Below are 24,748 nucleotides of genomic sequence, written 5' to 3' on the forward strand. Positions count from 1 at the left end.
TAAAGGTGGAGGTGGTGGGTGCCAAAAATCGATCCGGCACGCCACCATTTGGGTCGCACGGTAGAAAACAGCAATCGCGTTCGGTCCAGCGAACCTCAAGCGCCGCCGCCAACGTATCAGTTCGCGAGCAGCCGGGTCATCGTGTCCAATAGCTCGTTGCCGCCGGTTGGCTTGAATATGACCTGCACACCGTTGCGCTTCAGGTCTTCGGCATCCAGCCCGGAATCGCCCGACACGAGAATGGCGGGGACTTTCTGACCGGCATGTTTCCTCGCATCCTCGATCACGTCGAGGCCATTCTTGGCCGCCCCGAGATGGTAATCGGTCACGATGATATCGAGTGGTTCCGGTCCCATTTCGGCAAGAATGCCGTCGACTTCCTTGGGTGAACTTGCCGCCAGGACTTTAAGGTTGGGCCGCGTCGATAACAGGAACTTCGTCGAATTCAGGACCGATGCGTCATCATCGACCAGCAGCACCGTGCAGCTTCTGGTGACGGAGGAAGGCCTTTCGATCTTCTCCAGCGCGACCTTGGGCAGCAAGACGTTGCTCAGCGGCAATTTGATCGAGAAGGTGGATCCTTTACCCACCTCCGAGCGGACATCGATCTGGCCGCCGATCATGTGGGCAGAACGGCTGGCAATTGCCAGACCCAGCCCAAGGCCGGTGCCCGCTTGCTGCGGATCTCTGCCGATCTGATAGAATTCATCGAAGATGTGGGACAATTGATCGGCGGGGATACCAGGCCCTGTATCCCTGACCTCGATTTCCACCTCGTTGCCGACAATTGATGAAACGATATCGATGCGGCCCCTGTCGGTGAACTTGATTGCATTGCCGATCAGGTTCTGAAGGATTTGCTGGACCAGGTGGATGTCCGACCAGACGATCCGGTCATGGACATCGACCACCAGTTCATTGCCCTTCTTGACCGCTTCCGGGGTCAGGCTGGCGCAGATTTTTTCGATAACCGCGTGGATATCTACGTCCTGAAATTCGACCTTCACCGAGTCGGCATCCAGCTTCGAAATATCCAGCAGTGAATTCAGCAGGTCCCGCAGGTTCGACACGGATTCGCTCTGTTGATCCACGATCTGCAGCACCTCGGGATCGATGGCCTTCGTTTTCAAGCCTTCGGTGAGCATGGCGAGCGCCTGGAGCGGCTGACGCAGGTCATGGCTGGCCGTTGCCAGGAACCGCGATTTTGCGGCCAAGGCCGCTTCGGTTTCCGCCTTGGCATGGCGAACATCGCGCACCGCTTTCTGATGTTCGCTGATGTCCCGGATGGCCACGCATACCATGGTCCCGGCTTCGGTTTCGACAGGGCTGAGGCCAACCTCGATGGGCAATTCCTCGCCGTCCTTACGCAAAGCCCAAAGTTCCAGTCCCGAACCCATCGCCCGGACCTGCACCTCATTCATGTAGCCGTGTCGCAGCAACGCGTGACGCTTGCGAAACCGTTTCGGCATGAGCTCTTCGATGCCCATCGCCAGCAGCCGGTCCTGATCGTAGTCGAAGAAATGCTGGGCCTGGGTGTTGGCCAGCGTGATCGCGCCGTGTTCGTCCACCAGCAGCAGCGGGTCGGGCGCGTTCTCGAACAGGTTCCGGAAGCGCGCTTCGGAATCGCGCAGCTTGCGCTCGTTCTCGACCCTCTGCGTGATGTCGATGAAGGTGATGATCACGCCACCGGCGCGCAGTTCGCTGTCCCGATAGGGCGCAATCCGCATCAGGTATCGCGCGCCTTGCAGATCGGTGATCTCGCGTTCGATGGCGGTGTGATCGCGAAACACGGCATCCACATCGCGCGAGAAATTCTCGTCATCGAATTTCTGTCGGATATCGATAAGAGGGCGACCGACGTCGGCGTCGATCAGGTTGAACAGCTGCTTCGATGCCGGGGTGAACCGGCCGATCTTGTGCTTGGCGTCGAGCAACAGCGTGGCAATGCCCGTGCTCGCGACGAAGTTCTTCAGATCGGCATTGACCTCCGCCAGCTCCTCCACCTTGTCCTTGAGCTGGTTGTTGACCGTCGACAGCTCCTCGTTCATCGCCTGGAGCTCTTCCTTGGAGGTTTCGAGCTCTTCGTTCGAGGATTGCAGCTCCTCGTTCAGCGACATCATTTCCTCGTTTGAGGCCTGCAATTCCTCGTTGATGGATTCCAGTTCCTCCAGGCTTATCTGGAGATCTTCCTGCGCGTCGCGCAGCTTCGCTTCCAGATCGTCGACCGTCGATTGATCCGTCGCCAAGGCCTTTGCCGGAACGGTCGTCGCGGCCTGCAGGGTCGGCATGTCTTCGAACGTCACCAGATAAAGCTGTTCGGCGCCCCCGGACGTCGCCAGCGGCTTGATCGAAATCCGGATGTGCCTGCTCGCCGTGCCACGCTGGAACACGACATCGTTGGCCACCACCGATTTGGTTGTCTCGATCGCACGCTTAAGACCGGCGCGAAGCTCTCTTCGCAGTTCGGCATGGGCTAGCGTCAGAAGGTCCTGGGTCGGCAAGCCACTGGGCTGTTCCAGGTAATCCGCTGTCGGGCCCATGAAATACAGCACCTGGTGCCTGGCGTTCGTCAGCACCGCGGCCGGCGCGTAGCTGCGCAGCAACTGGTGCTGCATCAGTTCGCGGAAACGGACGGAATCCTTGGGCCGAGTAGCCGGGATCATGGTGTCCGCCGGGCCGCGTGCGCGCAGGTTGTTCAACGGGAAACTGAGCCCGGCCGGCGGAGAATTGGCCAGTTTGCGGAATATCCGCCACTTCTTGTCGACCACCTCGAAAAGTCCGTTGAGCTGACTTGTCCCTTCCGAACGGCCGAGGAAAAGAATGCCGCCATCGTTCAGGGAAAAATGAAAATACCCGATGATCTTCTCTTGCAGGTTGCTTTCGAGATAGATCAGCAAATTGCGGCAGCTGACGAGATCGAGCTTGGAAAACGTGGGGTCGCTGATGACATTCTGCACAGCGAAGGTGACCGTTTCGCGCAGTTCCTTGGTGACGGTGTAGGTGCTGTCCTGCTTGACGAAGAAGCGATTGATCCGCTCCTCCGCCATGTTTTCCACCACGTCGGCTGCATAGGTTCCGACCCTCGCGACAGCGAGCGCCTCCTCGTCGATGTCCGAAGCGAACACGCGTATGGCGCAGTCCTTGTGCGCCGCCTCGCAATGCTCGATCAGAAGCATGGCAATCGAATAGGCTTCTTCGCCGGTCGCGCATCCGGGGACCCAGACGCGGATTTGATCGCGTCTGGCCTTACTCTCGACGATGGGTGCGATCACATGGCTTTCGAGCGCCTCGAACGCTTCTGCATCTCGGAAGAAGGACGTGACGTTGATAAGCAGATCGCTGTAAAGTTCCTGGAGTTCCTTGTCGTTTTCTTTCAGGAACGCGAGATAGTCGGACATGCAATCGATGTCGCGCAGGGCCATCCTCCGCGCGACCCGCCGGCCCAGTGTGCCTGACTTGTAATTCCTGAAATCATGACCCAGCCGTGCCTGAAGCAGGGCGATAACCGCCTTGAGACTTGCTTCGTCGGTTTCCGGCACTGCCTGGCCGTCTTCGCCGGCGTCCAGCTTGCCGTTCGGGCGGCTCAGAAAGTCTTTGATCCGGGCCGGCATTTCTTCGACCGGGCATACCACGTCGATCAGCCCAGTCGCGATCGCGGCGCGCGGCATACCGTCGAATTGAGCCGTTTCCGGTTTCTGGGCCAGGGTTCTGCCGCCTACTCCCTTGATTTCGCGAATGCCGACGCTCCCGTCGCTGCCCGTGCCCGACAGGATGATCCCGATGGCGCCCCGCTCCCGGTTCACGGCCAGGGATTCCAGGAACGTGTTGATCGGCAAGCGCGAGCTGTGGAGCGCGGCGGTATCGCCCAACCTAAAGGTGTCGCCATCCATCGTCAGGGTGGCGTTCGGCGGGATAACGTAGACATTGTTGGGTTCGGCAACGGTGCCGTCTTCGACCTGTTTGGTCGGCATACTGGTGTGTCTGGCCAGAATCTCGGCGGTCATGCTCGGGTGCGACGGATCGAGGTGCTGAATGACTACGAACGCAGCATCCAGATCTTCCGGAGTGCTGTCGAAAAACGTCTTGAGCGCAATGAGCCCTCCGGCGGAGGCACCGATTCCAATGATCGGAAACTCACTTTTCATCGAACTCGATCCCAGTGCGTGGTTCCAACAGGCCGCGACCCGTTGCCCGGTTGTACAGCCTCGGCTGCAAAAGTGTAAACTGACACATCGCGGCGATGGCATTCAAGCTTGTCGGCAAGGGCTTCGCAACGTGCGTCGCGGCTGTGACATGGCGATGCCGGGTTCCAAGGCGACAGCCAGCTGCCGCCGCAACGGCGTGGCTCGGCCATTGGCAAGCGCAAGCAACCTTTGCCGCTGGCATTGGAATGGCGATAATCGCGCCAGCACCCGATTTGATGCTTCTTAGATCGGGCATTTGCGATAATGTCCGCATCGTTGGGGAGAGGTATTTCGTGTCGATAAAGCTTTCAGGCGTCCCGACCCGCATTGGGGAATGCACCAGGGCAATCGTGTTGGCGGTGGTTGCCGCTTGCGCCCTGTCCGCTTGCGACGACAAAATTGAGGAAGGCGCGAAAACCCCAGCGGCAACGGTCCTTCTCGGCGGGGATCTCCACTTCGCGGAAAGTTACGAGCGCACGAAGAGCGGCCGATGGAAAGCTGGCCCCCGCACCATGGAGGGGCGCTATCGTGACAGTTTCGACGGCCTTCTGCCGCTGATCGCCTCTGCCGATCTGACAATCGCCAATCTGGAGGGGCCTCTGGCACCGATGCAGGAAGGCAACCCGTTGGCGGCGACGCGCCAGTATCTCCATTGGTCTCGACCCCGCGAAACCGGCGATGCGATCCGCAACGCGGGCGTCGATGTGGTCAATTTGTCAAACAATCACACCATGGACCAAGGGGAAGCTGGGCTGACGTTAACGCTCGATCAACTGGGCAGGGACGGAACGTCGCATTTCGGCGCCGGTATCAATCTCGACGCGGCGCGGCGGCCTTTTCTCTATACGATCGAGCGCGGCGGCGGACCATCGACCGTTTTGGCGGTGTTTCCCGGTTTCGCCGATAGTACGCCATCCGCGGACGGTTTCGACCCCCTTGCAGCGCGGGACCGGGCAGGGCTCGCGCCTGTCGATCCCGAGTATCTGCGCGAGGAGGTTGCACGCCTGCGCCAGCAAAATCCGAACATCTTCGTGATCGCTTACCCGCACTGGGGCCGCAACTATTCCTGGGTCTACAAGGATCAGGTCGATCTGGGCCGACGCCTTATCGATGCCGGGGCCGACATGGTGCTGGGTCACCACGCCCACACCATCCAGGAAATCGAAAAGTACAAGGGACGGTGGATTGTTTATGGGCTGGGGAACTTCAACTTCCTCGCACCCGGACGTTACCGGCAGTTCACCAAGGTTCAGCCCTACAGCTTCGTCGCGCAATTGCGGTTCGAGGGGGAGGCCGGCGCTCCGCCGCGTTTGCGCCTTTTCCCGCTCCTGTCCGACAACCGGCAAACGGGCTTCAAGCCGCACCTCGTGAACCTCGCAGACGCCAGGCGGGTGATCAGTGCGGTCCAGGCGCGCGAGGGTTCCAACGGCTTGTCCGGTGTGTTCGGCGAAACTGAACTGGGCGCGTATTTCGAACCGCGCTGAACCCGTTCTTCTTCATTGAAGGTGGGCTTATTGACGGTGGGCGAGCCAGGCTGCGTATGCCCTGGCCGCGGCCCGGCTGTCATGTTTGGCGTCGGGCAGAATTCGCATAGCCCAGTTGAACGGGAGGCTCCGCTCGCGGGCGAATTCTCTTGCGACCGAGAAAAAATGCTGGCCCCGCTCGAGCCGATGCCGCCCCTGCGACTTGGCGAGCGAGCTGCGCCGCAACTGGTCGGCGTAGGGATCGTCATCGTTTTCGCCGAGAACCAGGCTGCATTCCCGCTCGAACAGGGACGCGAAGTCGCCTTCGTCGATGGCGACATCGTGTGTGCCATAGGGCCAGGGCAGCCGTTCGTTCGGCAGAGTGTACCATCCCGCCATCGACAGCACCGTGCGAGCGGCGCGGGCCTCGCGATTGAACAGCAGGAACCGCTCGACGAATTGGGCCCCCGCCGAATGGCCGAACAGGGAGTATCGCGTGCGCCGCAGGCCCGTTTCGGCCCTCAGGGCATCGAACATCGGTTCGATCGCGCGAAAGGCCGACCTTTCGGCCGGAAAGCCCCGGCGCACACCGCCGAGCGCGAACTTGTCGCCCCCGAAACTGCGATGCGTAAAATGCGGGATGACCGGCATGAAGCCGATCGATTGCGCTAATGGCAACCACGTATCGAGGGTGAACTGGAGGTTCCGGTTCGCCCCGTGAATAACCACGATGGCGGGCCAATTGGGTGTCCAGGTTTCAGGTCTGTAATAGTAGGTTCGCAAGGGCGCGCCGCCCCAGCCCGCGACATCGAGATACTCGACTTCGCTCTGCGGTTGCCGCGGCCTCGGGGCCATGCCCCCCAGAAAAGCGCCGCTGAAGAGGCTCATGGCACCCGCACCGAAGCGTCGACGCGACAGAAGGCCAACTACCCCACCTTTCATGACTGGTACGAAATCGACTGAAAGCCTTGTTCGCGAAGGTGCAAAAAATCAAATTATGGCCAAACGCGCAGAGCTGTCAAACGCGTTCGCTGCATGACCGCTACCGCGGTTTCCGGCCGCGCAAGCCTCGCTCCGGTGTATTACCGGTATTCTGATCGGGCCAAATCGTGTGTCAGAATTTGGAACAGCCGCTTTGTGGCGATTGCCGTGGAGGCGGTTGCATATAAGGCAATACACTATGCAACCAGAGGGTTGCGTAATACGATACTAAAAAACAACCATAAAGTCCGAGTCGCATCGGTGTTGGCGGGATTGGAATTATAGATGCGGTTCGAGAAAACAGAAGGCGACAGGCAGAAATTGGGCGAACAGGAACACGCAGAGATGCTATTGGTCGCCAAGGCGCTGGAAGAAAATCCGGGCGTCACGTTCGATGCACGCGATACCCGCGCGGAACAGCTTTTTGCCCGTTCCGAAAAGCGCAAAACGCTGTCCCGACGGCTCAAGATCACACCGGTCGATCAGGAAAGGCTCATGGCCGCACGGCAGGGATTTGCTACCCGCCGGCTCGACCTCGCGGCGGTATCCAGCCTGATTGACGGACCGATCCGACCGCGGCCCGGCGATGTGGTCCTCGCGCGGGTCGATCGGCTGCGCTATCATCGCAGGATCGAACTTCCCAACGGCCGCAAGGCGAACCTTCACACGGGCGACGAGATTATCGTGGCCTATGGAAATCGTTACGCCACGGATCAGTACGAAGGCGTGGTGCCGTTCGACCTTGCGAAGACCAATCTGATCGCAACAGGCGGCGTGGCGGCAACCATGCTGGGCCGCAATTCCGCGATGCGTTCGGCCACTGACATCACCCCGATCGGACTGCTCGGCAACGAACGGGGTGATCCCATCAACCTGCGGGACCTGGTGGAAAGGGGCGATTTCCCCACGACGCCGCGGCCGCAGACGATTGCGATCCTCGGCACGTCGATGAATTCGGGCAAGACGACGGTGTGCAAATCGCTGATCCGCGGCTTGCGTGCGGCTGGCAAGCGCGTGGCCGGGCTCAAGATCACCGGCACCGGTTCGGGCGGCGATTACTGGGCGATGGTCGATGCCGGCGCGCAGGTGGTGGCCGATTTCACCGACGCCGGTTACCCATCGACCTACAAGGTGGCGTTGCAGGAACTCGAGCAGATCCTTCTGGAACTGCTTGCCCTTGCCACGAGGCACCAGGTCGATGTTGCGGTTATCGAGATCGCCGATGGAATATATCAGGCGCAAAACATGGCGCTCATGGCATCTCCCACGTTCCAGGAAGCTATCGACCGCGTGGTTTTTGCCGCTGGCGATTCGCTGGGTGCGGCCCAGGGGCTGCGGTATCTTCAGGAAGCCAGCCTTCCGGTCGTGGCGGTCTCGGGCCGCCTGACCATGTCCGAACTTTCCGTGCGTGAGACATCCGGCGTGTGCGATCTGCCGATCTTGTCGCGGCGGGAACTGGAATCGCCCTTCTTCGCCACCACGCAGGTGCTGGAGGCAGAAATCCAGACCCCGCCAACGGATGGTCTGTCGGGCGTGGGCGGTGACGGTCCCAGCGTGTTCAAGTGGGCCGAACGATGAGCACCACCGAGACGCGGAAGCTGCGCTTCCGGGACTGTCTCAGCAGGGGCGAAATCGCGATCATCGTCTTGCTGGCACTTGTGGCGGCGATCATCACCGCTGCCCTCATTCTTTCCGTTCGCGATATCCTCCAGCTGCTGGAAACGGTTGCGATCGAGCAGACGCTGGCGCCGCTGACCACGCCCTTGCTCCTGTTTGCCGGCATTGCGTTCGTACATGCGATGATCAATGCGCTGGAATTCTCCATTGCCGAGGCAATAAGTTTCCGCGCGACCCACCGCCTGCGCATGGAAATCTACCAGCACATGTCGGGCATGGCGCCGCACCAGATCCAGCATCGTTCGCGAGGCAGCCTGATCCTGAGATTGACGGGTGACCTGACCATGCTGCGCACGTGGCTTTCGCGTGGCTTTGCCCGTGGACTGGTTGCGCTGTTCGCGGCTTTCGGAAGTCTGGCAGTAATCGCGTATTTCAATGTCGCAATGGCGGCCGTTGTCGTCGTGACATTCGTTGCCGGGGCGCTTGTATCGGCGATCCTCGGGCGGTTCATGCAGCGCTGGACGCGCGCTGTCCGTCGTCGTCGTTCGCAGCTGACGAGCAATGTCGACGAGCAGGTGAACGCGCTGGCCGTCGTTCAGGTCTTCGGACGTTCGAAGGGCGAAACCTTTCGCGTGCGCCGCCAGAGCGAGGGGCTGACCGATGCCCTGATCAACGAGGCCCGGTTTCGTGGCTCCCTGCGCGGTATCTCCAACTTTGCCGGCTGGCTTGCTGTCGTCTTCGCCCTGTGGGTGGGCGCGATCCTCATGCTCGATGGCGGCATCGATCTGGCTTCGATGTTTGTTGTGCTTCTCGCGGTGCGCCTCATTCAGGGGAATGTCCGCACGCTCGGCAATTGCCACGAATATTGGCGCAGGGCCGCCATTTCCCGAGCGAAGCTGGAAGATTTCCTGAACAGCTCGTCGAGGCAGCTCGCCAACCCGGATGAACAGGTCCTTCGCCATCGCCGTGCGCCCGTCAGTTTCGAAGACGTGTCCATCGAAGGAGCGCTCGACCAGTTCACCGCGCGCGTCGATGCCGGTCGTCACATCGCGATCACGGGCCATAGCGGCAGCGGCAAATCCACGGTCCTGAACCTGGTCGCGCGACTTGCCGAACCGCAAACCGGCGCGGTATTCATTGGCGATCAGGAATTGGCCGAATGCCAGTTGGCCAGCGTCTTCAAACGCGTGGGCATGGTCAGCCCGCATCTGCCGCTGATGCGCGGCACGCTGAAGCGCAACCTGATCTATCGCAAGCCGGACGCGACCGACGAGGAAATCCAGGCACTGATCGAAACGAGCCACCTTGGTGAGCTGATCGCTTCCCTCGATGGCGGGCTCGACTTCTGGTTGACGGAGGGCGGGGCCAACCTCCCGGTCGGAGCGGCACAACATATCCGGTTCGCGCGGGCGCTTTTGGGCGGGCCGCCGGTCTTGCTGCTCGATAATGCGATGACCAACCTCGACGAGCCGAAGCGCATCGTTCTGCGCAGCGTGATTGCCCGATATGCGGGCACCATCCTCAGCGTGACAAGCGATCCGGACGACATCGCAATCGCCGATTGCGTGTGGACGCTCGAGAACGGCCGTCTCGCCAATGTGCAGTCGGCGGAAGAATATCTGCTGGCCTGCAATCCGGGCATGCCGGCGTTCTTGCGCCTGGCATCCGTAGCCTGACCTCACGACGTAGGAACCATCAATGCAAGACATCTCGCCGACCAGCAGGATCCCGTCAGATTGCCCCGGCAAAATCCTCGCTTCACCAATACAAGGTGCGCGCGCCGGAGGGGCCGGCCGAAGGCTCGTTCTTGGCATGGCAATGGCAACGCTTCCGCTTGCGGCTCCCGCCCCGCTGTGGGCGCAGGACGAAGATCTCCCCCCGGATGTTCGCGAACGCACCTATCTCGATCTATCCGCGACAGGCGTGGCGGCATCGGGCGATTCCTTCGATGCCAACGAAGACGAAGACCGGTCCGGCGGCATCGTTCGTGCTGCCCTGGGCTGGGACCGCGACAGTGGGGCCGATCATTTCGATCTGCGGGCATCCACGTCCTATTACGTCTACACCGACGATACCCGATCCGATCGGAACAGTAACCGGCTGGAGCTGGGTTACGGGCGCGACGTTTCGGACAAGGTCCGCATCAGCGTGATGGCCCGTGGGGCAACCGAACTTTCCACGCTGGAAAGCGACTCGGCTGACGAAGCGCGCGTCCTGGGGCGTGTTGCCTTCGAAGATGGCCCGCACCGGGTGCGTCTGACGGGCGGCTGGCGCTGGCGGGATTACAACGGTGCCGGCCTGGTGCATGGTGACGGGGCGATGGCCGAAATCGAATATCGGCACCGTCTGGGCCCGGGCACCTATATCCTTGCCGAAGCCGTCTATGACGAGATATCGGCGGTCGTTCCCCGCCTGACCTACGAACGGTACACGCTGCGCGCGGCGGCAGGCATTCGGGTGAACAAAGATGTCGACGTGGATATCGGGGTGCGCTGGCGCGACTGGGAAAACAAGTACCGCCTTGTCGGAACCGAAAGCCGCACGGCCAATTCCTTCGCACCCGAAGTCGGCGCGACGTACGAGTTTGCACGCCGCTGGTACATTCAGGCATCCGGCACGCTGATCTGGCGCAGTTCGAACGATCCCGATTACGATCGCGATGTCCAAAGGGTATCGCTGACCCTCAGAAAGCGTTTCTGGCTCCAGCGTTGACGTTCCGGCATCGGCGGGCCGCCTGTCGGCCACGCCGCAGCCGAGGGAGTTTACGTATAGTCCGGTCTGGCCAAGTGCTGAAGCATCCGCGGTTCGCCACAGCGGAGTTTAGCAGTGTATTCACGCATTCTAGTGCCCGTCGATCCGGATGAGCCCAGTTCCTGGTCAAAGGCGGTGCCGGTGGCCCAGGCCATCGCCCGGTCTTTCGACGCAGGCGTGACGATCTGCACGGTCGTGCCCGACAGGGTTGCGATGTTCCAGGCACCCTGGACGAGCGTTGCCTACGAAGCGTTGCTGGACAAGGCTTCGACCCGGTTGCACGCGATTGCCCGCGAATTCGACGACGAGGATATCGGGAAAGAGGTCGGATCGGGCAGTATCGCGGGCGGCATCCTGTCCATCGCCGACAAGATCGGTGCAGACCTCATCGTCCTGTCGTCGCACAGGCCGCAAATGAAGGACTGGCTGCTGGGTGCCAACGCCGAGCGTGTCGCGCGTCATGCACAGTGTTCGGTCCTGATCGTTCGCGATTAACGGCCATGGTTCAGGAATTCGGCGACCATGTCAGGGATCATTCTCCCCCGCGCATTCGCACCCGGTTGGACGACCCGCGCGGTCTCAGCCCGCTGGGCGATTTCATGCTGGGCGGCGTGGACGGGGTCGTCACGACATTCGCCGTGATCGCGGGGAGCGCAGGGGGGCAGCTTCCTTCGACGACCGTGATCATACTGGGTATCGCCAACCTGATTGCCGACGGGTTCAGCATGTCGGTGAGCAACTATCTTGGCACCCGCGCGCGACAGGAGGAAATCAGGCAGGGCCGACGTGAGGAAGAACGGCAGATCCGTGTCTATCCCGAAGGCGAACGGCGAGAGATCCGGGAAATCTTTGCCAGAAAAGGGCTGTCGGGCAATGTTCTGGAAAAGGTCGTCGAAGTCGTCACCGCCGACGAGGATATCTGGGTGGATACGATGATGGCAGAGGAACTCCATCTGACCGATGTGACCGCGCGTCCGATGCGGGCGGCCATCACGACGTACATTGCCTTCACCCTGTGTGGGCTGGTCCCCTTGATGCCGTTCCTGATCGGACTGGGCGATTTCCACACGATGTTCCTTGCCAGTTCGCTGCTGGGGTTCGGGACCTTCTTCGTGCTCGGGATCGGGAAGGGGCGCGTGCTGGGTACGCCCTTACTCGGTTCGGGCCTGAGAACCCTGGCAATTGGCGGGGCAGCGGCCGCCCTGGCCTACGGAGCGGGGTACGCGCTGCGTGCTCTTGTCTCCCTTTAGGGGGCGACCTGCCGAACCCTGATGGCCTGATCGTGGCCGGGGTATAGGATAGCTGTATTGATCGCGGACGAGTTGCGGTTAGACTGGCACCTGCAACCGACGAAGCGGGGCAGCTTGCCCCGCTGACTGTCGGTGCCAGCTCGAACTTTTCGGCTTTGAGCGTGGGCAAACTCATGAAAGTAAGCAACGCCAACACCGTTCCGCAGGAGACCGTTTCCATGAATTTAGAGTTCACCGCCGAAGAACTGGCGTTTCGCGATGAGGTTCGCGCCTTTATCAGCGAGAACTACCCGTCTCATCTCGCCGATTTCGGCATGCGCGAAGACATGTCGCCGGAAGACATGCTCGCCTGGCACAAGATCCTCGGCAAGAAGGGGTGGTCGGTGCCCGCATGGCCCCAGCAATACGGCGGTACCGGCTGGACCCCCACGCAGCGATACATCTGGCAGGAAGAAAACGCGCGGGCCAACACGTTCATGCCGCTGCCGTTCGGTGTTTCGATGGTCGGCCCGGTGATCTACACCTTCGGCAACGAAGAACAGAAGGCGCAGCACCTTCCCGGCATCCGCAGCGGCGATGTGTGGTGGTGCCAGGGGTATAGCGAACCGGGCGCAGGATCGGACCTCGCATCGCTCAAGACGACTGCGGTGCGCGATGGCGATCACTACGTCATCAACGGCCAGAAGACGTGGACCACGCTTGCCCAGCATGCGGATTGGGGCTTCTTCCTCTGCCGTACCGATCCCGATGCGGCAAAACCGCAGGAAGGCATCAGCTTCATCCTCCTCGACATGAATACGCCGGGTGTTGAAGTGCGTCCGATCAAGCTCATCGATGGTGGGTACGAGGTCAACGAAACCTGGCTGACCGACGTTCGCGTTCCCGTCGAAAACCTGGTGGGCGAAGAGAACAAGGGCTGGACCTATGCCAAGTTCCTGCTGGCCCATGAACGCAGCGGAATTGCGGGTGTCGCCCGCTCCAAGCGGGGGGTGGAAAAGCTGCGGGAAATCGCCGGATCGGAACTGCTCGACGGTCAGCCGTTGATCAAGGATTTCGATTTCGCCCGCAAGGTCAGCCAGCTGGAAATCGACCTGGCAGCGCTCGAGTTCACCGAATTGCGCACGCTCGCTGGGGAACAGGCCGGCAAGGGCCCGGGCGCCGAAAGCTCGATCCTCAAGATCAAGGGGACCGAGATTCAACAAAGATTGACGGAACTGACGCTCGAAGCCGTCGGCAATTACGGCGCGCCGCTTTTCAGCAGCATCGACGATGAAGGATCGAACCAGTACCCGATCGGTCCGGATTACGCGCAGCACGCTGCGTCGACCTATTTCAACATGCGCAAGACATCGATCTATGGCGGATCGAACGAGATTCAGCGCAACATCATCACCAAAATGATCCTCGGCCTTTAAGGCCGCCGGCTATCTCGGAGAGAACTTGTGGATTTCAATTTCACCGAAGAACAAGAGATGGTGCGCGACGGCCTGACACGGCTGGTGCGCGAACAGTATGATTGGGACACACGTCACGGTGTGATCCAGAGCGAAGCGGGCTGGCGTCCGGAAATCTGGGCGCAGCTGGCGGAACTGGGCCTGCTCGGGATGCCGTTTTCGGAAGAAGACGGTGGTTTCGGCGGCGGCGCTGTCGATGCCATGATCGCCATGGAAGAATTCGGCAAAGGCCTGGTGGTCGAGCCGTTCGTGCCGACCGTCGTATGCGCGGGCGGATTTCTGAAGCACGCCGGCAGCGAACAGCAGAAGGCCGAACACCTTGGCGGGATCATCGATGGCAGCCGTATTTTTGCCTTCGCCTATGCCGAACCGCGCGGCCGCTTTGATTACGCCGATCTTCAGACCACCGCCAAGAAAGATGGCAGCGGCTACATTCTGAACGGGCACAAGGCCGTGGTGGTGGGCGCACCCTGGGCGACACACCTGATCGTGACGGCACGTACGTCGGGCGACCAGCGCGACCGCGACGGCATTTCGGTCTTCGTGATCGAGAAGGGTGCCGATGGTGTGGTGACGCGCAATTACCCCACGGTCGACGGACGTCGCGCCTCGGAAGTGTATCTGGAGAACGTGTCCGTTCCGGCCGAAGCGTTGATCGGGTCGGAAGGCGCGGGACTTCCCCTGATCGAGCGGGTCACCGACGAAGCGGTTGCCGCCCTGTGCGCCGAAGCCTGCGGCGTCATGAAGGTGGCACACCAGATGACGGTCGAATATTCGCGCCAGCGCAAGCAGTTCGGCGTGCCGATCGGCTCGTTCCAGGTGCTTCAGCACCGCATGGTCGACATGTTCACCGAGTATGAGCAGGCGGTATCGATGACCTATTTCGCCACCTTGAAGCTCGACGCGCCTGAAAAGGAGCGCAAGCGGGCGGTTTCTGCCGCCAAGGTGCGGATCGGGCAGGCTGCCCGGTTCGTCGGGCAGGAAGCGATCCAGATCCATGGCGGCATGGGCATGACCGACGAGATGGCGATCGGCAGCTATTTCAAGCGCCTGACGATCTTCGATTCCGAATTCGGGAATGTCGATCACCATATGAAGCGTCATATCGCGCTGGCCTGACAGACCAGCATTTCGGCAAGGGGGCATCCGAACGCGCGCTGCCTCATCCCTTTGGCGTAAGCAGGGGGGGCCGGTGCCCATGGGGCACTGCAATTGCCGAAGGCGGGAACGGGGCCACGTGGACCACGAACGAACAAAGGCCGCTCCACCGTTACGGTGGGGCGGCCTTTTTCGCGATCAAATCGATGCTCAGGCGGCTTTCTGACCTGACATGGCATGAACATCCGCAGCGCCGAGCCGCTGGCCGCCGATGGCCCAATCGCCTTGCTCGACCTCCATGACCCGGACCCATGTGACCGGACGCATCGCTTCGCCTTCCACGGCGATCATCGCTTCGGTGACATTGTCGATCAGGGCGTGCTTCTGTTCTTCGGTGAATACGTTCTTGATCACGTCGATGGTAACCAGCGGCATTTCAAATCTCCTTGTTCCGTTGTGTGTGTCGGTTGTTTCCGATGCCAGTGTGATAGCTGTGCGAATGCCGCGATGCTTGACGCGGGCGTGAATATGCATGACCTTTTCGTGAAGATTTCGGGGGTTTTCAGGAAAGGAGAACCCGATTGCCGGATTCCGGCGCACGAACTTACTGTTTCGAGGAATTCGAACTGGACAGCGCCCGGTTCGAACTGCGGCGGAATGGCTCGCGCCTTCATGTCGAACCGCAGGTTCTCTCGCTGCTGATCCTCCTGGCGGCCAACCGCGAACGCATGGTCGGCAAGGACGAGATCATCGAACGTATCTGGGATGGGCGGGCCGTGTCCGAATCCGCGGTGGCCGCCCGTATCAAGGCGGCTCGCAAATCGGTCGGGGACGATGGCAAGGGCCAGCGCCTGATCCGCACCATTCACGGTAAGGGCTTCCGTTTCGTTGGTGACGTGGTCGAACGCGGCGCGGTGCAGACAGTCACCATAACTACCCCTCAGCCCGAACTGGTTGCAGCCGACGCGATCGATTCCGCATTGCGAACATCGCGCAACGGCCGGCCCTCGATCGCGGTGTTGCCCTTTACGCTCGTCGGGGAACCCGGCCCGCACGACATCCTGGTCGATGCCCTGCCGGCCGATATCATCATGGACCTTTCGCGGATGCACTGGCTGTTCGTCATCGCGCGCGGTTCGAGTTTCCGTTTCCGCGAACCGGACACGGACCCCCTGGCGGTCGGGCGCGAGCTGGCGGTGCGCTATTGTCTGACAGGTTCGATCGAAATCTCCGGCCAGACGGTCACGGTCGGGGTCACATTGGTGGACACGCGCGACGGGGAGGCGATCTGGGCCGACCAGTACCGCGGCGATCTATCCGAACTGCAGCAGATGCGCCCCGATATCGAGGCGCACGTGGTTGCGGCGCTCGAGCTTCAGATCCCCCGCAACGAGGTTCGCCTGGCCCGGATGCGCCCGGCGAGTGGGCTGGATGCGTGGGCCTGTTTCCACCTTGGGCTCGATCACATGTATCGCTTCACCCGTGACGATAACGCCCGCGCCGCGCAGCTTTTCGAACAATCGCTCGAGCGTGATCCCTATTTTTCGCGAGCGTTGGGCGGTTTGTCCTTCACCCATTTCCAGAACGCCTTCCTGCTTTATGCCGACGATCCCAAGGCCGAAATGGAAGTGGCGCGCACATTCGCCCATCGCGCGGTCGAAGCGGACCGGCTGGACCCCTTTGCCCACTTCAATGTCGGGCGCAGCTTCTGGATCGACGGCAACCTTCAGGATTCGCTCGTCTGGTTCGATCAGGCCACCAGCCTGAGCCCGAACTTCGCGCAAGGCGTCTACAATCGCGGGCTGGTGGGGGTCATGGTGGGCAGGACCGATCAGGCCGACGCCGACCTTTCGCTGGCCCTTGACTTAAGCCCGCTCGACCCGCTTGCCTATGCGATGGTGTCGAGCCGCGCCCTGGCGGCGCTCCAGAACGGCGACTTGGGGCAGGCTGCCGAACTGGGGGCCCGTGCTGCTCGCATGCCCGGCGCGCATAAGCACATCGAACTGATCGCGGCCTTCACCGCCCACTTGGTCGGGGATCAGGCCGGGGCCCAACGATGGCTCGCCAAGGCAAGGTCGGCTGATCCGGCACTGAGCGCGGACACGTTCTTTCGCGCATTTCCGTTTGCCAACACAGTGGCGCGCGAAGTGATGGAGCGGAGCATGAAGGACCTCGGGCTGTAACGGGCCTTCCGACCGGCAGACACCGGCTCACATCGAAACCATGGCTCGATCTTTCTTTCGATCGCGCTGGAGAAACTTCGCGGGTCAGACCGCCGAACTGAACTGGCGCTGCGCCTTGCGCCGATACGGATCGCACAGCGCGGCGATGGTGCGGGCATACGGCAATCCATCATCTTCGATAACCAGCCAGCCGCCATCGAAGCGGGCAAGGCCGCGTTCGCGGAACGGGGCGAGGCTTGCGTTGATCTCGGCATACAGTTTTGCGCCAATCTGCGCGCGACCCGAACAAAGCAATTGCTCGATCACCGCGCCTCGATACCGGTCATCGGCGGTACGGACCTTGCCGCGATTGGCGGTGAGTTGCCCCTGCGAAGCCTGCATTCGATACCGGCCGGTGTTCTTCTCGTTCTGCGAAAGCAGGCCCGGGAAACTGCTGATCGCCGACGCCCCGAGGCCAACAAGAACGTCGTCAGGGTCGTCGGTGAACCCCTGGAAGTTGCGCCGCAACGTGCCCGCCTTTGCGGCATGGGCGAGGGGGTCGCCGGGCTTGGCGAAATGGTCGAAACCGACCGGTGTGTATCCTTGGGCCGAAAGGTAGGAAAAGCCGAGTGCGGCCATTTCAAAGCGTTCGGCCTGACCGGGCAGCGCTTCGGCTTCGATCACGCGCTGGCGTGGCACGATGTGGGGCACATGGGCGTAACCGAACAGGGCAATCCGGTCCGCACCCAGGACACTGGTGCGATGCAGCGTGTCCAGCAGGTCCTCGCGCGTCTGAGCGGGCAGGCCATACATCAGGTCGAAATTGAGCGATGTCACGCCTGCGTCCCGCAGCCAGTCGACCGTACGAGCAATCACCTCTTCATCCTGCACACGGCCGATGGCCTGTTGGCAGTGCGCGGCGAAGGTCTGCACGCCCAGACTGGCGCGCGTGATGCCGATCGCCTTGATGACCGCGCTCCATTCGGCCGACATGGTGCGCGGGTCGAGCTCGATGGAAAATTCCGGATTGGTCAGCCCGAACTGCAAGGTCAGTTCATCGACCAGTCGCACGAAATCGACGGGGGCCAGCGCGTTGGGGCTGCCGCCGCCGAACGACACGCGGCTCACCTTGGACCCGCGCGGAAGGCAGACGGCAACCGCCTCTATTTCGGCATGAAGCGCATCGAGATAGGAATCGAGCCGCTGGCGACGACCCGCATTGCCCGTGTTGCACCCACAGTAGAAGCAGATCTTCTCGCAGAACGGGATATGCACATAGAGCGAGATATCGCCTTCGACCCGCTCCAGTTCGCGCTCGTGAGCACCTTTGGGAATGTCACCGAAATCGGCGGCGGTCGGAAAGCTCGTATAGCGCGGAACAGGCGTTGCGAGCAGATCTGGATAATATGGCCACATGCGGACCGGATGGGCGCTGAACGCGCGCCCGTCATTGAGACAGATCAAACCGTTTGCGGCATGATCCTGCGTGGCACCCTTTCGCGCCACACGGCGGCGGTGCATCGCGCCGCTGCCCACCGATCGGTATTTCGATCGTAGTTGTAACGGCATTGCCGCTGCACAACCGGGCGGTGATGGTCCGCGCCGCTGCGGGCAGCGGTCCGATGGCCAGAGGCAGTAAGGCTGCAAGGGCAAGAAGCGCTACCTGTTTCACGCGGCGTCATCGTCCTCGTCATCGATCAGGATGCGCTGCGCCGCGCCATCGAGGTCTTCGAACTGACCGGCTTTCATGGCCCAGAAGAACACCGCCAGTCCGAAGGCGCCCATGCCGAGCGCAATGGGAATCAGGATGGTCAGCCCGGTCATCGCGCCGCCCGCGCAAGCCGAAGGGAATTGGCAACCACCACAAGCGAACTGAGCGACATGGCAATCGCAGCGACCAGCGGAGTGACCATTCCAGCCAGCGCCAACGGCACGGCCAGCACATTGTAGACGATGGAAAATCCGATGTTCTGGCGCACGACGCGCATCGTCGCCCTGGCAACGCGGATGGCGAGCGCGACGGGCATCAACCGTTCCCCCAGGAACACGGCATCGGCGGCCTGCTGGCTCGCATCGCTTGCCGTTCCGGGCGCGAGCGAAGCGTGAGCGGCGGCAAGGGCCGGCCCGTCGTTCAGTCCATCGCCAACCATCAGGGGAAGGTGGCCCTGGGCCTTCAACTGTTCCAGCGCCTCCAGCTTGCGGGTAGGAGAAACGCCGCCTTGCCCCGCGATGCCGAGCGTGTGCGCGACTGCCGCAACGGAATCCGCCCGGTCGCCCGACACGATGCGGCTTTCAAGGCCGATGGCGTTCAGCTGTTCGACCGTTTCCCTGGCATCGACGCGCAGGGGATCGCCGAATTCGATGAGCTGTGTGCGATCTCCGATCCTCAGGACCGTGGCAAGGTTGCTACCTGCATCGCCGGGCCGCTCCAGCGCGACGATTTTGCCGCCGAATTGCCCGACCAGTCCGTGGCCGCTTTCCTCGTGTAGGCCGGTAACCGCGGCAGGGACGATCCCGGCCCCCTGCAAGCTGGCGGCAAGGCCGCGGCTAAGCGGATGGCGGCTGGTCTGTGCCAGACCAAGGGCGATCCGGCGGGCATCCGCGTCGAGCAGCGAGATATCCGCGCGCGCTTCGCCCAAGGTCAGCGTGCCGGTCTTGTCGAACACCGCCGTGTCGACTTCGGCGAGCCGTTCCAGCGCGCTGCCATCCTTTACCAGGACGCCTTTCCTGACCAAGGCGCCCGATGCCACGACTTGCGCGGCGGGAACGGCCAGACCCATGGCGCACGGGCAGGTAATGATGAGGACGCTGATGGCGATCACCAGCGAATGGTGCCACCCCGCGCCAGCCATCATCCATCCCGCAAAGGCGAGCAGCGCAAGGCTGTGCACCGCTGGTGCGTAGAGCCGCGCTGCACGATCGGCGATACGGACATAACGACTGCGCGACTGACCCGCTTCGTCCATCAGACGGGCAATTTCGGCAAGGGCGGTATCGCACTGCGTGGCGGTGATACGAATGCGCAAGGGGGCGGTCAGATTGACCGCACCGGCATGGACCATATCCCCCACCGCCACCGGTTCCGGCGCACTTTCCCCGGTGAGCATGGCGTTGTCTACGGCGCCGGCACCTTCGATAATTTCGCCGTCGGCTGCCAGGGCTTCGCCTGCCGCCACCAGCATCACCATTCCGGGGGCAAGTCCGGCGGCGTCGACGCGCCGGGTCGATCCGTCCGCTTGCAGCACACTTGCGCTTTTGCCCATGCGGCCCAGCAGCGCGCCGATTCCGGCCCGCGTCCGCCCACGCATCATCGCATCGAGCGCACGTCCTGCGAGGAGGAAGAACAACAGCATGACCGCGCCGTCGAAATACGCGTGTTCCCCGCCGGTCAGCGTTTCGTAGAAACTCATCCCTGTCGCCAGCAGCACGCCGATCGAAATCGGCACGTCCATGTTCGTGCGCCGGTAGCGCAACGCCATCGCGGCGCTCGCGAAGAACGGCTGACCGGCATAGGCGACGACGGGCAAGGCGATCAGCGCCGACAACCAGTGAAACATTTCGCGCGTCACGCCGCCGGCGCCCGACCAGACGCTGACCGAAAGCAGCATGATGTTCATCATGCCGAAACCGGCCACGGCAAGCGCGCGCAGCAGGCGCCGGGTGTCCTTGTCATCATCGGCCAACGGGTTTTCCGATGCCGGTTGGGCTTCGAACCCGAGCTGGAGCAGCGCTTCGACCAGCGCGTCTTCATCCAGCGTGGCATCATGCCGGACCGCGACACGCTTGGCCGAAAAATTGACCCGCGCCGCTTCGACGCCCTTCAGACCACCCAGGCCGCGTTCGATCTTGGCGATGCAGCCGGCGCAGCGCATCCCAGGCACGGTAAACCGGCTGTCGAACGCCGCGTCATGCGTATCCGCGGAAAGGGCCGAAAACTGGTTCATCCCAGCGGCCGTTCGAGCCGCATGGTGCGGCCTGCGTGTTCGAGCGTCACGCGGACCAGCCAGCGTCCTTCGGGCACTGCTTCGACGCTGGTGAAACGTCCGTTTCCGGCATCGATCAAGGTCCATTCCAGAACGTCACGCTTGCCGAGCGGATGGCGAAGCTCCGCCTGGGCGAAGGTTCCCTGAGGCGTCCCGCTGGTGGCCACGTCCAGCCGCCCGTCGCCCGCGCGCGTTACCCGTGCGCTCCAGCCAAGGGCGTTCTGCTTTTCCGCTTGATCCAGCCAAGTGTTGAACTGCTGGCTGGCGACGTAGGAGTTTTCGACCACCACCCCGCCAAAACTGCCGATGGCGCGGCTGGCCATGAACAGGTTGACCGCCAGCACGACAGAAAACCCGCCCACGAGGATCGCGGTCATGTGCCAGCCGGTGAAGCGTTTGGTCATACTCATTCCTCCGGTGCGCTGAAGCGCGTCGTGCTGGTATCGGTTTCGGGCTGTTCGTCCTGCGTCGTCAGCACGAATGCAAATTCCTGTTGGCCGCTGCCCCGGGGCGCGACAACATAGGCGCGGACCGTCTGGGTCGCATCGGCCGGAACAGTAAACGCCTGGCTGCGAGCGGCAGCGCTGCGGGCGATGCTATCGGTCCACACTAGACCACCCGGAAGCCCGTCCAGTGCAATTGTCATCGGCCTGGGCGCGCTGGTCATGTTGCGCAGTTTGAGTGTGTAGGCGTTACGTACCGATCCGTCGCTCATCAGCATGAAGGGCGGATTGCGGTCCGCAGATACGGTCAGGTCGACATGGGTTCGCGCGCCAAGGGCAAACAGCAGGGCGAAACCGATGGAAGACCAGATGCCGAGGTAAACGAGCGTGCGGGGGCGAAGCAGGGCCTTGAATGCCGGACGCGGCGTGCCGCCGGCCGCCTCACGCTCGCAATCTTCCAGCGTGGCGTAGTCGATCAGGCCGCGGGGCCGCCCGATATCCTTCATCACCCGGTCGCACGCATCGATGCACAGGGCGCAGGTGATGCAGCCAATCTGCGGACCTTCGCGGATATCGATACCCGTCGGGCACACCTGGACGCATTGCATGCAGTCGATGCAATCGCCGAATTCCCCGGGGCTTTTCTCTGCCTTCTTGACGCTGCCACGCGGTTCGCCGCGCCAGTCCTTGTAAGTCACCAGCAGCGATTTTTCGTCCATCATCGCAGTCTGGATCCGTGGCCAGGGGCACATGTAGATGCACACCTGTTCGCGCATGAAGCCGCCCAGCGTAAAGGTAGTCGCGGTCAGGATTGCCACCGTGACATAGGCGACCGGCGCAGCCTGCAACGTAAAGAAATCGCGGATCAGCGTTGGCGCGTCAGCGAAATACAATATCCACGCACCGCCCGTGACGAACCCGATGATCAGGTAAATCGTCCACTTGAACGCCCGCCGGGCGATCTTGCCCGGACCCCACGGCGCCTTGTCCAGCCGAAGGCGTGCGTTACGGTCACCGTCAACCAGCCTGTCGACGTGCTGGAACACGTCGGTCCACACGGTTTGCGGACAGGCATAGCCGCACCATGCGCGTCCAACCGCGCTGGTGACCACGAACAGGCCGATGCCCGCCATGATCAGCAGGCCGGCGACGAAATAGAATTCGTGCGGCCAGATCTCGATACCGAACATATAGAACCGGCGGTTCGCCAGATCGATCAGGACGGCCTGGTCCGGGGCATAGGGGCCGCGGTCCCAGCGTATCCACGGGGTGGCGTAATAGATCGCCAGCGTGACCAGCATGACCAGCCATTTGAACCGGCGAAACGGCCCGTCGATACGCTTGTTGTGGACTTGTTTGCGTTTTTCGTAGAGCTTTTCGGGCAGGTGGACGCGCGGCGGTTCGTGCGGCTCGTGCCGCCTGGTCGCATCGGCGGGGTCAGCCACCGCGCCCGAAGCGGGCTTGCCTGTCCTGGCAGTGCCATCCCCGATGACAGCCGACCAATCGCGGCCAGCACCGGGTTTTTCGCCGTCAGGGCTGTTCATCGACTTCGGCTGCCGGTTGCTGAACCGGTGCCTCCGCGAAGTTTTCGCCTCCCCCGAGCGAGTGGACATAAGCGGTCAGCATCTTGACGGTGACCGGGTCGAGACGTTCGCCCCACGCAGGCATGGCACCCATCTTGGGGTTAAGTATCTGCGCGCGGATCGCTTCCGCGCTCTTGCCGCGAAGCCAGATCGCATCGTTGAGACGCGGTGCGCCCAGATCGCGGTTACCTTCACCCCCGGCACCGTGGCAGACAGCACAGTTTTCCTGGAAGATGACGGCGCCTGCGGCATTGGCCTTGTCCATCCCGCTGAGCGAGCGGACATGGCTGACCAGGGCGGTAAGCTGGGCGCTGGCGAACATGCCCTCGAACGCGGGCATCGCGCCCTGGCGTTCTTCGGCGGAGGCCTGGCGAATGCCGTGGCGGATCGAATATTCGATATCCTCCATCGTGCCGCCCCACAGCCAGTCATCGTCGTTCAGGTTCGGATAGCCCAGTTCCTGGTTACCCGCCGCACCCGAACCGTGGCATTGAACGCAATTGACCTTGAAGGCAGCGGCGCCGCCTGCACGGGCCAGCTGCATGAGTTCGGGATTGGCTGACAGCTTCGTCACGTCCACCGCCGCGATCCGTTCGCCCACCGACACCTTGGCCAGATCGGCCGCGGTCATTTCCTCGGCAAGCTGTCCGCGGCTGGACCAGCCCAGAAGCCCTTCGGTGCCCTTGGTAATCATCGGCAGCGCCGGATAGGCGATGACATACCCGATGCCCCATAGGATCGTGGCGTAGAGCGTCCACAGCCACCAGCGCGGCAAGGGCGTGTTGAGCTCCTCGATACCGTCCCATTCATGGCCGACGGTTTCGGTGCCTGTCGGCTGGTCGATGCGCTTATTCGCCATCGTCTTGTCCTTCGAAAATCATGTTGGCGGCTTTGCGGTTGGCCTCGCGTGCTCCCGGCCGGAAGGGCCACAGACACAGCAGCAGGAAGACCGCGACCATGATCGCCAGCCCGTAGCTGTCGGCGAAATGGCGCAGGGTTTCGTAAGTCGTCACCGGCCCTTCTCCGTTGCCAGGTCTTCCTGCGCCGCGGCGCTGTTCACGTCGACCAGCGTGCCCAACATCTGCAGATACGCGACAAGGGCATCCATTTCCGTCAGGCGGCCCGGATTGCCATCGTAATCGCGGATCTGCGCCTTGGGATAGCGGGTCTCCAGATCACCGGCGTCGGCATCCGGGTTGCCTTGCGCCACGAGGTCCGCATTCGCCTTGGCGATATCGTCGTCGGTGTAGGGGACGCCCAGCCGCCGCAGCGCGGTCAAATTCGCGCTGACATCGTGCACCGCGAGATCGTTTTCGGCGAGGAAACCGTATTGCGGCATCACGCTTTCGGGGACGACCGCCTGCGGGTTCTTGAGATGCTGCACATGCCATTCGTCCGAATAACGGCCGCCGACGCGCGCGAGATCGGGCCCAGTACGTTTCGAACCCCACTGGAAGGGCCGGTCGTACATGCTTTCGGCGGCAAGGCTGTAGTGCCCGTACCGTTCCACTTCATCGCGGAACGGGCGGATCATCTGGCTGTGGCAGACGTAGCACCCTTCGCGAATGTAAATGTCGCGCCCGGCCAGTTCCAGCGGGGTGTAGGGGCGCATCCCATCCACTTTCTCGATCGTGTTATCGATCCAGAACAGCGGCGCGATTTCCACGATGCCCCCCACGGTGACGGTGAGGAACGTGGCCACCGCCATCAGTGTGACATTGCGCTCGAGCCGCGCGTGGCCCTTCACGGTTTCCTTTACGACAGGATCGGTCATGTTCG

20 protein-coding genes are annotated in these 24,748 nt (G+C 62.1%); 9 read left to right on the forward strand and 11 right to left on the reverse strand.

Annotation, left to right across the window (positions count from 1 at the left end):
• Positions 1-116: 116 nt before the first annotated feature.
• On the reverse strand, positions 117-4,145 hold the full coding sequence (locus tag VR863_RS02125) for a chemotaxis protein CheB (RefSeq protein ID WP_324826778.1): 4,029 nt from the start codon (positions 4,143-4,145) through the stop codon (positions 117-119).
• Between the two features lie 275 nt (positions 4,146-4,420).
• On the opposite strand from VR863_RS02125, the gene VR863_RS02130 reads away from it, so the two are divergent.
• On the forward strand, positions 4,421-5,668 hold the full coding sequence (locus tag VR863_RS02130) for a CapA family protein (protein ID WP_324826779.1): 1,248 nt from the start codon (positions 4,421-4,423) through the stop codon (positions 5,666-5,668).
• Positions 5,669-5,695: 27 nt separating this feature from the next.
• On the opposite strand, the gene VR863_RS02135 is transcribed toward VR863_RS02130, so the two are convergent.
• Positions 5,696-6,535: a dienelactone hydrolase family protein gene (locus VR863_RS02135; RefSeq protein WP_324826780.1), complete on the reverse strand. Its 840-nt coding sequence runs from the start codon at positions 6,533-6,535 to the stop codon at positions 5,696-5,698.
• Between the two features lie 378 nt (positions 6,536-6,913).
• Here VR863_RS02135 and VR863_RS02140 point away from each other — a divergent pair, with 378 nt between their 5' ends.
• The 7 genes from VR863_RS02140 (at position 6,914) to VR863_RS02170 (ending at position 14,819) form a co-directional block, all read left to right on the forward strand.
• Positions 6,914-8,206 carry a P-loop NTPase family protein gene (locus VR863_RS02140; RefSeq protein ID WP_324826781.1) on the forward strand — a complete coding sequence of 431 codons (1,293 nt, stop codon included), beginning with the start codon at positions 6,914-6,916 and terminating at the stop codon, positions 8,204-8,206.
• Positions 8,203-9,921 (forward strand): ABC transporter ATP-binding protein, encoded by a 1,719-nt coding sequence (locus VR863_RS02145; protein ID WP_324826782.1) that lies wholly within the window; start codon positions 8,203-8,205, stop codon positions 9,919-9,921. Before VR863_RS02140 ends, VR863_RS02145 begins: the two co-directional genes overlap by 4 nt.
• Before the next feature lie 142 nt (positions 9,922-10,063).
• Positions 10,064-10,957 (forward strand): outer membrane beta-barrel protein, encoded by an 894-nt coding sequence (locus VR863_RS02150; protein ID WP_324826783.1) that lies wholly within the window; start codon positions 10,064-10,066, stop codon positions 10,955-10,957.
• Positions 10,958-11,071: 114 nt separating this feature from the next.
• Positions 11,072-11,491: a universal stress protein gene (locus VR863_RS02155; protein ID WP_324826784.1), complete on the forward strand. Its 420-nt coding sequence runs from the start codon at positions 11,072-11,074 to the stop codon at positions 11,489-11,491.
• A gap of 5 nt (positions 11,492-11,496) precedes the next feature.
• Complete coding sequence (locus VR863_RS02160) at positions 11,497-12,246, forward strand: VIT1/CCC1 transporter family protein (protein WP_324826785.1); 750 nt, start codon at positions 11,497-11,499, stop codon at positions 12,244-12,246.
• A gap of 218 nt (positions 12,247-12,464) precedes the next feature.
• A complete protein-coding gene (locus VR863_RS02165) occupies positions 12,465-13,661 on the forward strand; it encodes an acyl-CoA dehydrogenase family protein (RefSeq protein ID WP_324826786.1) in 1,197 nt (398 codons plus the stop codon).
• A gap of 27 nt (positions 13,662-13,688) precedes the next feature.
• Positions 13,689-14,819, forward strand: coding sequence for an acyl-CoA dehydrogenase family protein (locus tag VR863_RS02170; RefSeq protein ID WP_324826787.1), 1,131 nt, complete (start codon positions 13,689-13,691; stop codon positions 14,817-14,819).
• Positions 14,820-15,008: 189 nt separating this feature from the next.
• Here VR863_RS02170 and VR863_RS02175 read toward each other — a convergent pair whose 3' ends face one another.
• Positions 15,009-15,233 (reverse strand): tautomerase family protein, encoded by a 225-nt coding sequence (locus tag VR863_RS02175; protein WP_324826788.1) that lies wholly within the window; start codon positions 15,231-15,233, stop codon positions 15,009-15,011.
• A gap of 146 nt (positions 15,234-15,379) precedes the next feature.
• Here VR863_RS02175 and VR863_RS02180 point away from each other — a divergent pair, with 146 nt between their 5' ends.
• Complete coding sequence (locus VR863_RS02180) at positions 15,380-16,981, forward strand: winged helix-turn-helix domain-containing tetratricopeptide repeat protein (protein WP_324826789.1); 1,602 nt, start codon at positions 15,380-15,382, stop codon at positions 16,979-16,981.
• Positions 16,982-17,065: 84 nt separating this feature from the next.
• Here the strand turns inward: VR863_RS02180 and hemN are convergent, their stop codons facing one another.
• The 8 genes from hemN to ccoO form a co-directional block, all read right to left on the reverse strand.
• Positions 17,066-18,376 (reverse strand): oxygen-independent coproporphyrinogen III oxidase, encoded by a 1,311-nt coding sequence (hemN, locus tag VR863_RS02185; RefSeq protein WP_324827557.1) that lies wholly within the window; start codon positions 18,374-18,376, stop codon positions 17,066-17,068.
• Between the two features lie 252 nt (positions 18,377-18,628).
• Positions 18,629-18,784: a cbb3-type cytochrome oxidase assembly protein CcoS gene (gene ccoS, locus VR863_RS02190; RefSeq protein WP_324826790.1), complete on the reverse strand. Its 156-nt coding sequence runs from the start codon at positions 18,782-18,784 to the stop codon at positions 18,629-18,631.
• Positions 18,781-20,904, reverse strand: a complete 2,124-nt coding sequence (locus tag VR863_RS02195; RefSeq protein WP_324826791.1) for a heavy metal translocating P-type ATPase — start codon at positions 20,902-20,904, stop codon at positions 18,781-18,783. Before VR863_RS02195 ends, ccoS begins: the two co-directional genes overlap by 4 nt.
• Positions 20,901-21,347 carry a FixH family protein gene (locus tag VR863_RS02200; RefSeq protein WP_324826792.1) on the reverse strand — a complete coding sequence of 149 codons (447 nt, stop codon included), beginning with the start codon at positions 21,345-21,347 and terminating at the stop codon, positions 20,901-20,903. Before VR863_RS02200 ends, VR863_RS02195 begins: the two co-directional genes overlap by 4 nt.
• A 2-nt stretch (positions 21,348-21,349) precedes the next feature.
• On the reverse strand, positions 21,350-22,930 hold the full coding sequence (gene ccoG, locus VR863_RS02205) for a cytochrome c oxidase accessory protein CcoG (protein WP_324826793.1): 1,581 nt from the start codon (positions 22,928-22,930) through the stop codon (positions 21,350-21,352).
• Complete coding sequence (ccoP, locus tag VR863_RS02210; RefSeq protein WP_324826794.1) at positions 22,917-23,828, reverse strand: cytochrome-c oxidase, cbb3-type subunit III; 912 nt, start codon at positions 23,826-23,828, stop codon at positions 22,917-22,919. Before ccoP ends, ccoG begins: the two co-directional genes overlap by 14 nt.
• A complete protein-coding gene (locus tag VR863_RS02215; protein WP_324826795.1) occupies positions 23,818-23,982 on the reverse strand; it encodes a cbb3-type cytochrome c oxidase subunit 3 in 165 nt (54 codons plus the stop codon). The genes ccoP and VR863_RS02215 overlap by 11 nt, the downstream gene beginning before the upstream one ends.
• A complete protein-coding gene (gene ccoO, locus VR863_RS02220) occupies positions 23,979-24,743 on the reverse strand; it encodes a cytochrome-c oxidase, cbb3-type subunit II (RefSeq protein WP_324826796.1) in 765 nt (254 codons plus the stop codon). Before ccoO ends, VR863_RS02215 begins: the two co-directional genes overlap by 4 nt.
• Positions 24,744-24,748 lie beyond the last annotated feature (5 nt).

The organism is Qipengyuania zhejiangensis, from assembly GCF_035607565.1.
Classification (GTDB): domain Bacteria; phylum Pseudomonadota; class Alphaproteobacteria; order Sphingomonadales; family Sphingomonadaceae; genus Qipengyuania; species Qipengyuania zhejiangensis.

Bases quoted from the DNA above. Each gene is read 5' to 3' on its own strand.
- VR863_RS02125 (WP_324826778.1), bottom strand. From the start codon at position 4,145: ATGAAAAGTGAGTTTCCGATCATTGGAATCGGTGCCTCCGCCGGAGGG.
- VR863_RS02130 (WP_324826779.1), top strand. From the start codon at position 4,421: ATGCTTCTTAGATCGGGCATTTGCGATAATGTCCGCATCGTTGGGGAG.
- VR863_RS02135 (WP_324826780.1), bottom strand. From the start codon at position 6,535: ATGAGCCTCTTCAGCGGCGCTTTTCTGGGGGGCATGGCCCCGAGGCCG.
- VR863_RS02140 (WP_324826781.1), top strand. From the start codon at position 6,914: ATGCGGTTCGAGAAAACAGAAGGCGACAGGCAGAAATTGGGCGAACAG.
- VR863_RS02145 (WP_324826782.1), top strand. From the start codon at position 8,203: ATGAGCACCACCGAGACGCGGAAGCTGCGCTTCCGGGACTGTCTCAGC.
- VR863_RS02150 (WP_324826783.1), top strand. From the start codon at position 10,064: ATGGCAACGCTTCCGCTTGCGGCTCCCGCCCCGCTGTGGGCGCAGGAC.
- VR863_RS02160 (WP_324826785.1), top strand. From the start codon at position 11,497: ATGGTTCAGGAATTCGGCGACCATGTCAGGGATCATTCTCCCCCGCGC.
- VR863_RS02165 (WP_324826786.1), top strand. From the start codon at position 12,465: ATGAATTTAGAGTTCACCGCCGAAGAACTGGCGTTTCGCGATGAGGTT.
- VR863_RS02175 (WP_324826788.1), bottom strand. From the start codon at position 15,233: ATGCCGCTGGTTACCATCGACGTGATCAAGAACGTATTCACCGAAGAA.
- hemN (WP_324827557.1), bottom strand. From the start codon at position 18,376: ATGTGGCCATATTATCCAGATCTGCTCGCAACGCCTGTTCCGCGCTAT.
- ccoS (WP_324826790.1), bottom strand. From the start codon at position 18,784: ATGACCGGGCTGACCATCCTGATTCCCATTGCGCTCGGCATGGGCGCC.
- VR863_RS02195 (WP_324826791.1), bottom strand. From the start codon at position 20,904: ATGAACCAGTTTTCGGCCCTTTCCGCGGATACGCATGACGCGGCGTTC.
- VR863_RS02200 (WP_324826792.1), bottom strand. From the start codon at position 21,347: ATGACCAAACGCTTCACCGGCTGGCACATGACCGCGATCCTCGTGGGC.
- ccoG (WP_324826793.1), bottom strand. From the start codon at position 22,930: ATGAACAGCCCTGACGGCGAAAAACCCGGTGCTGGCCGCGATTGGTCG.
- ccoP (WP_324826794.1), bottom strand. From the start codon at position 23,828: ATGGCGAATAAGCGCATCGACCAGCCGACAGGCACCGAAACCGTCGGC.
- ccoO (WP_324826796.1), bottom strand. From the start codon at position 24,743: ATGACCGATCCTGTCGTAAAGGAAACCGTGAAGGGCCACGCGCGGCTC.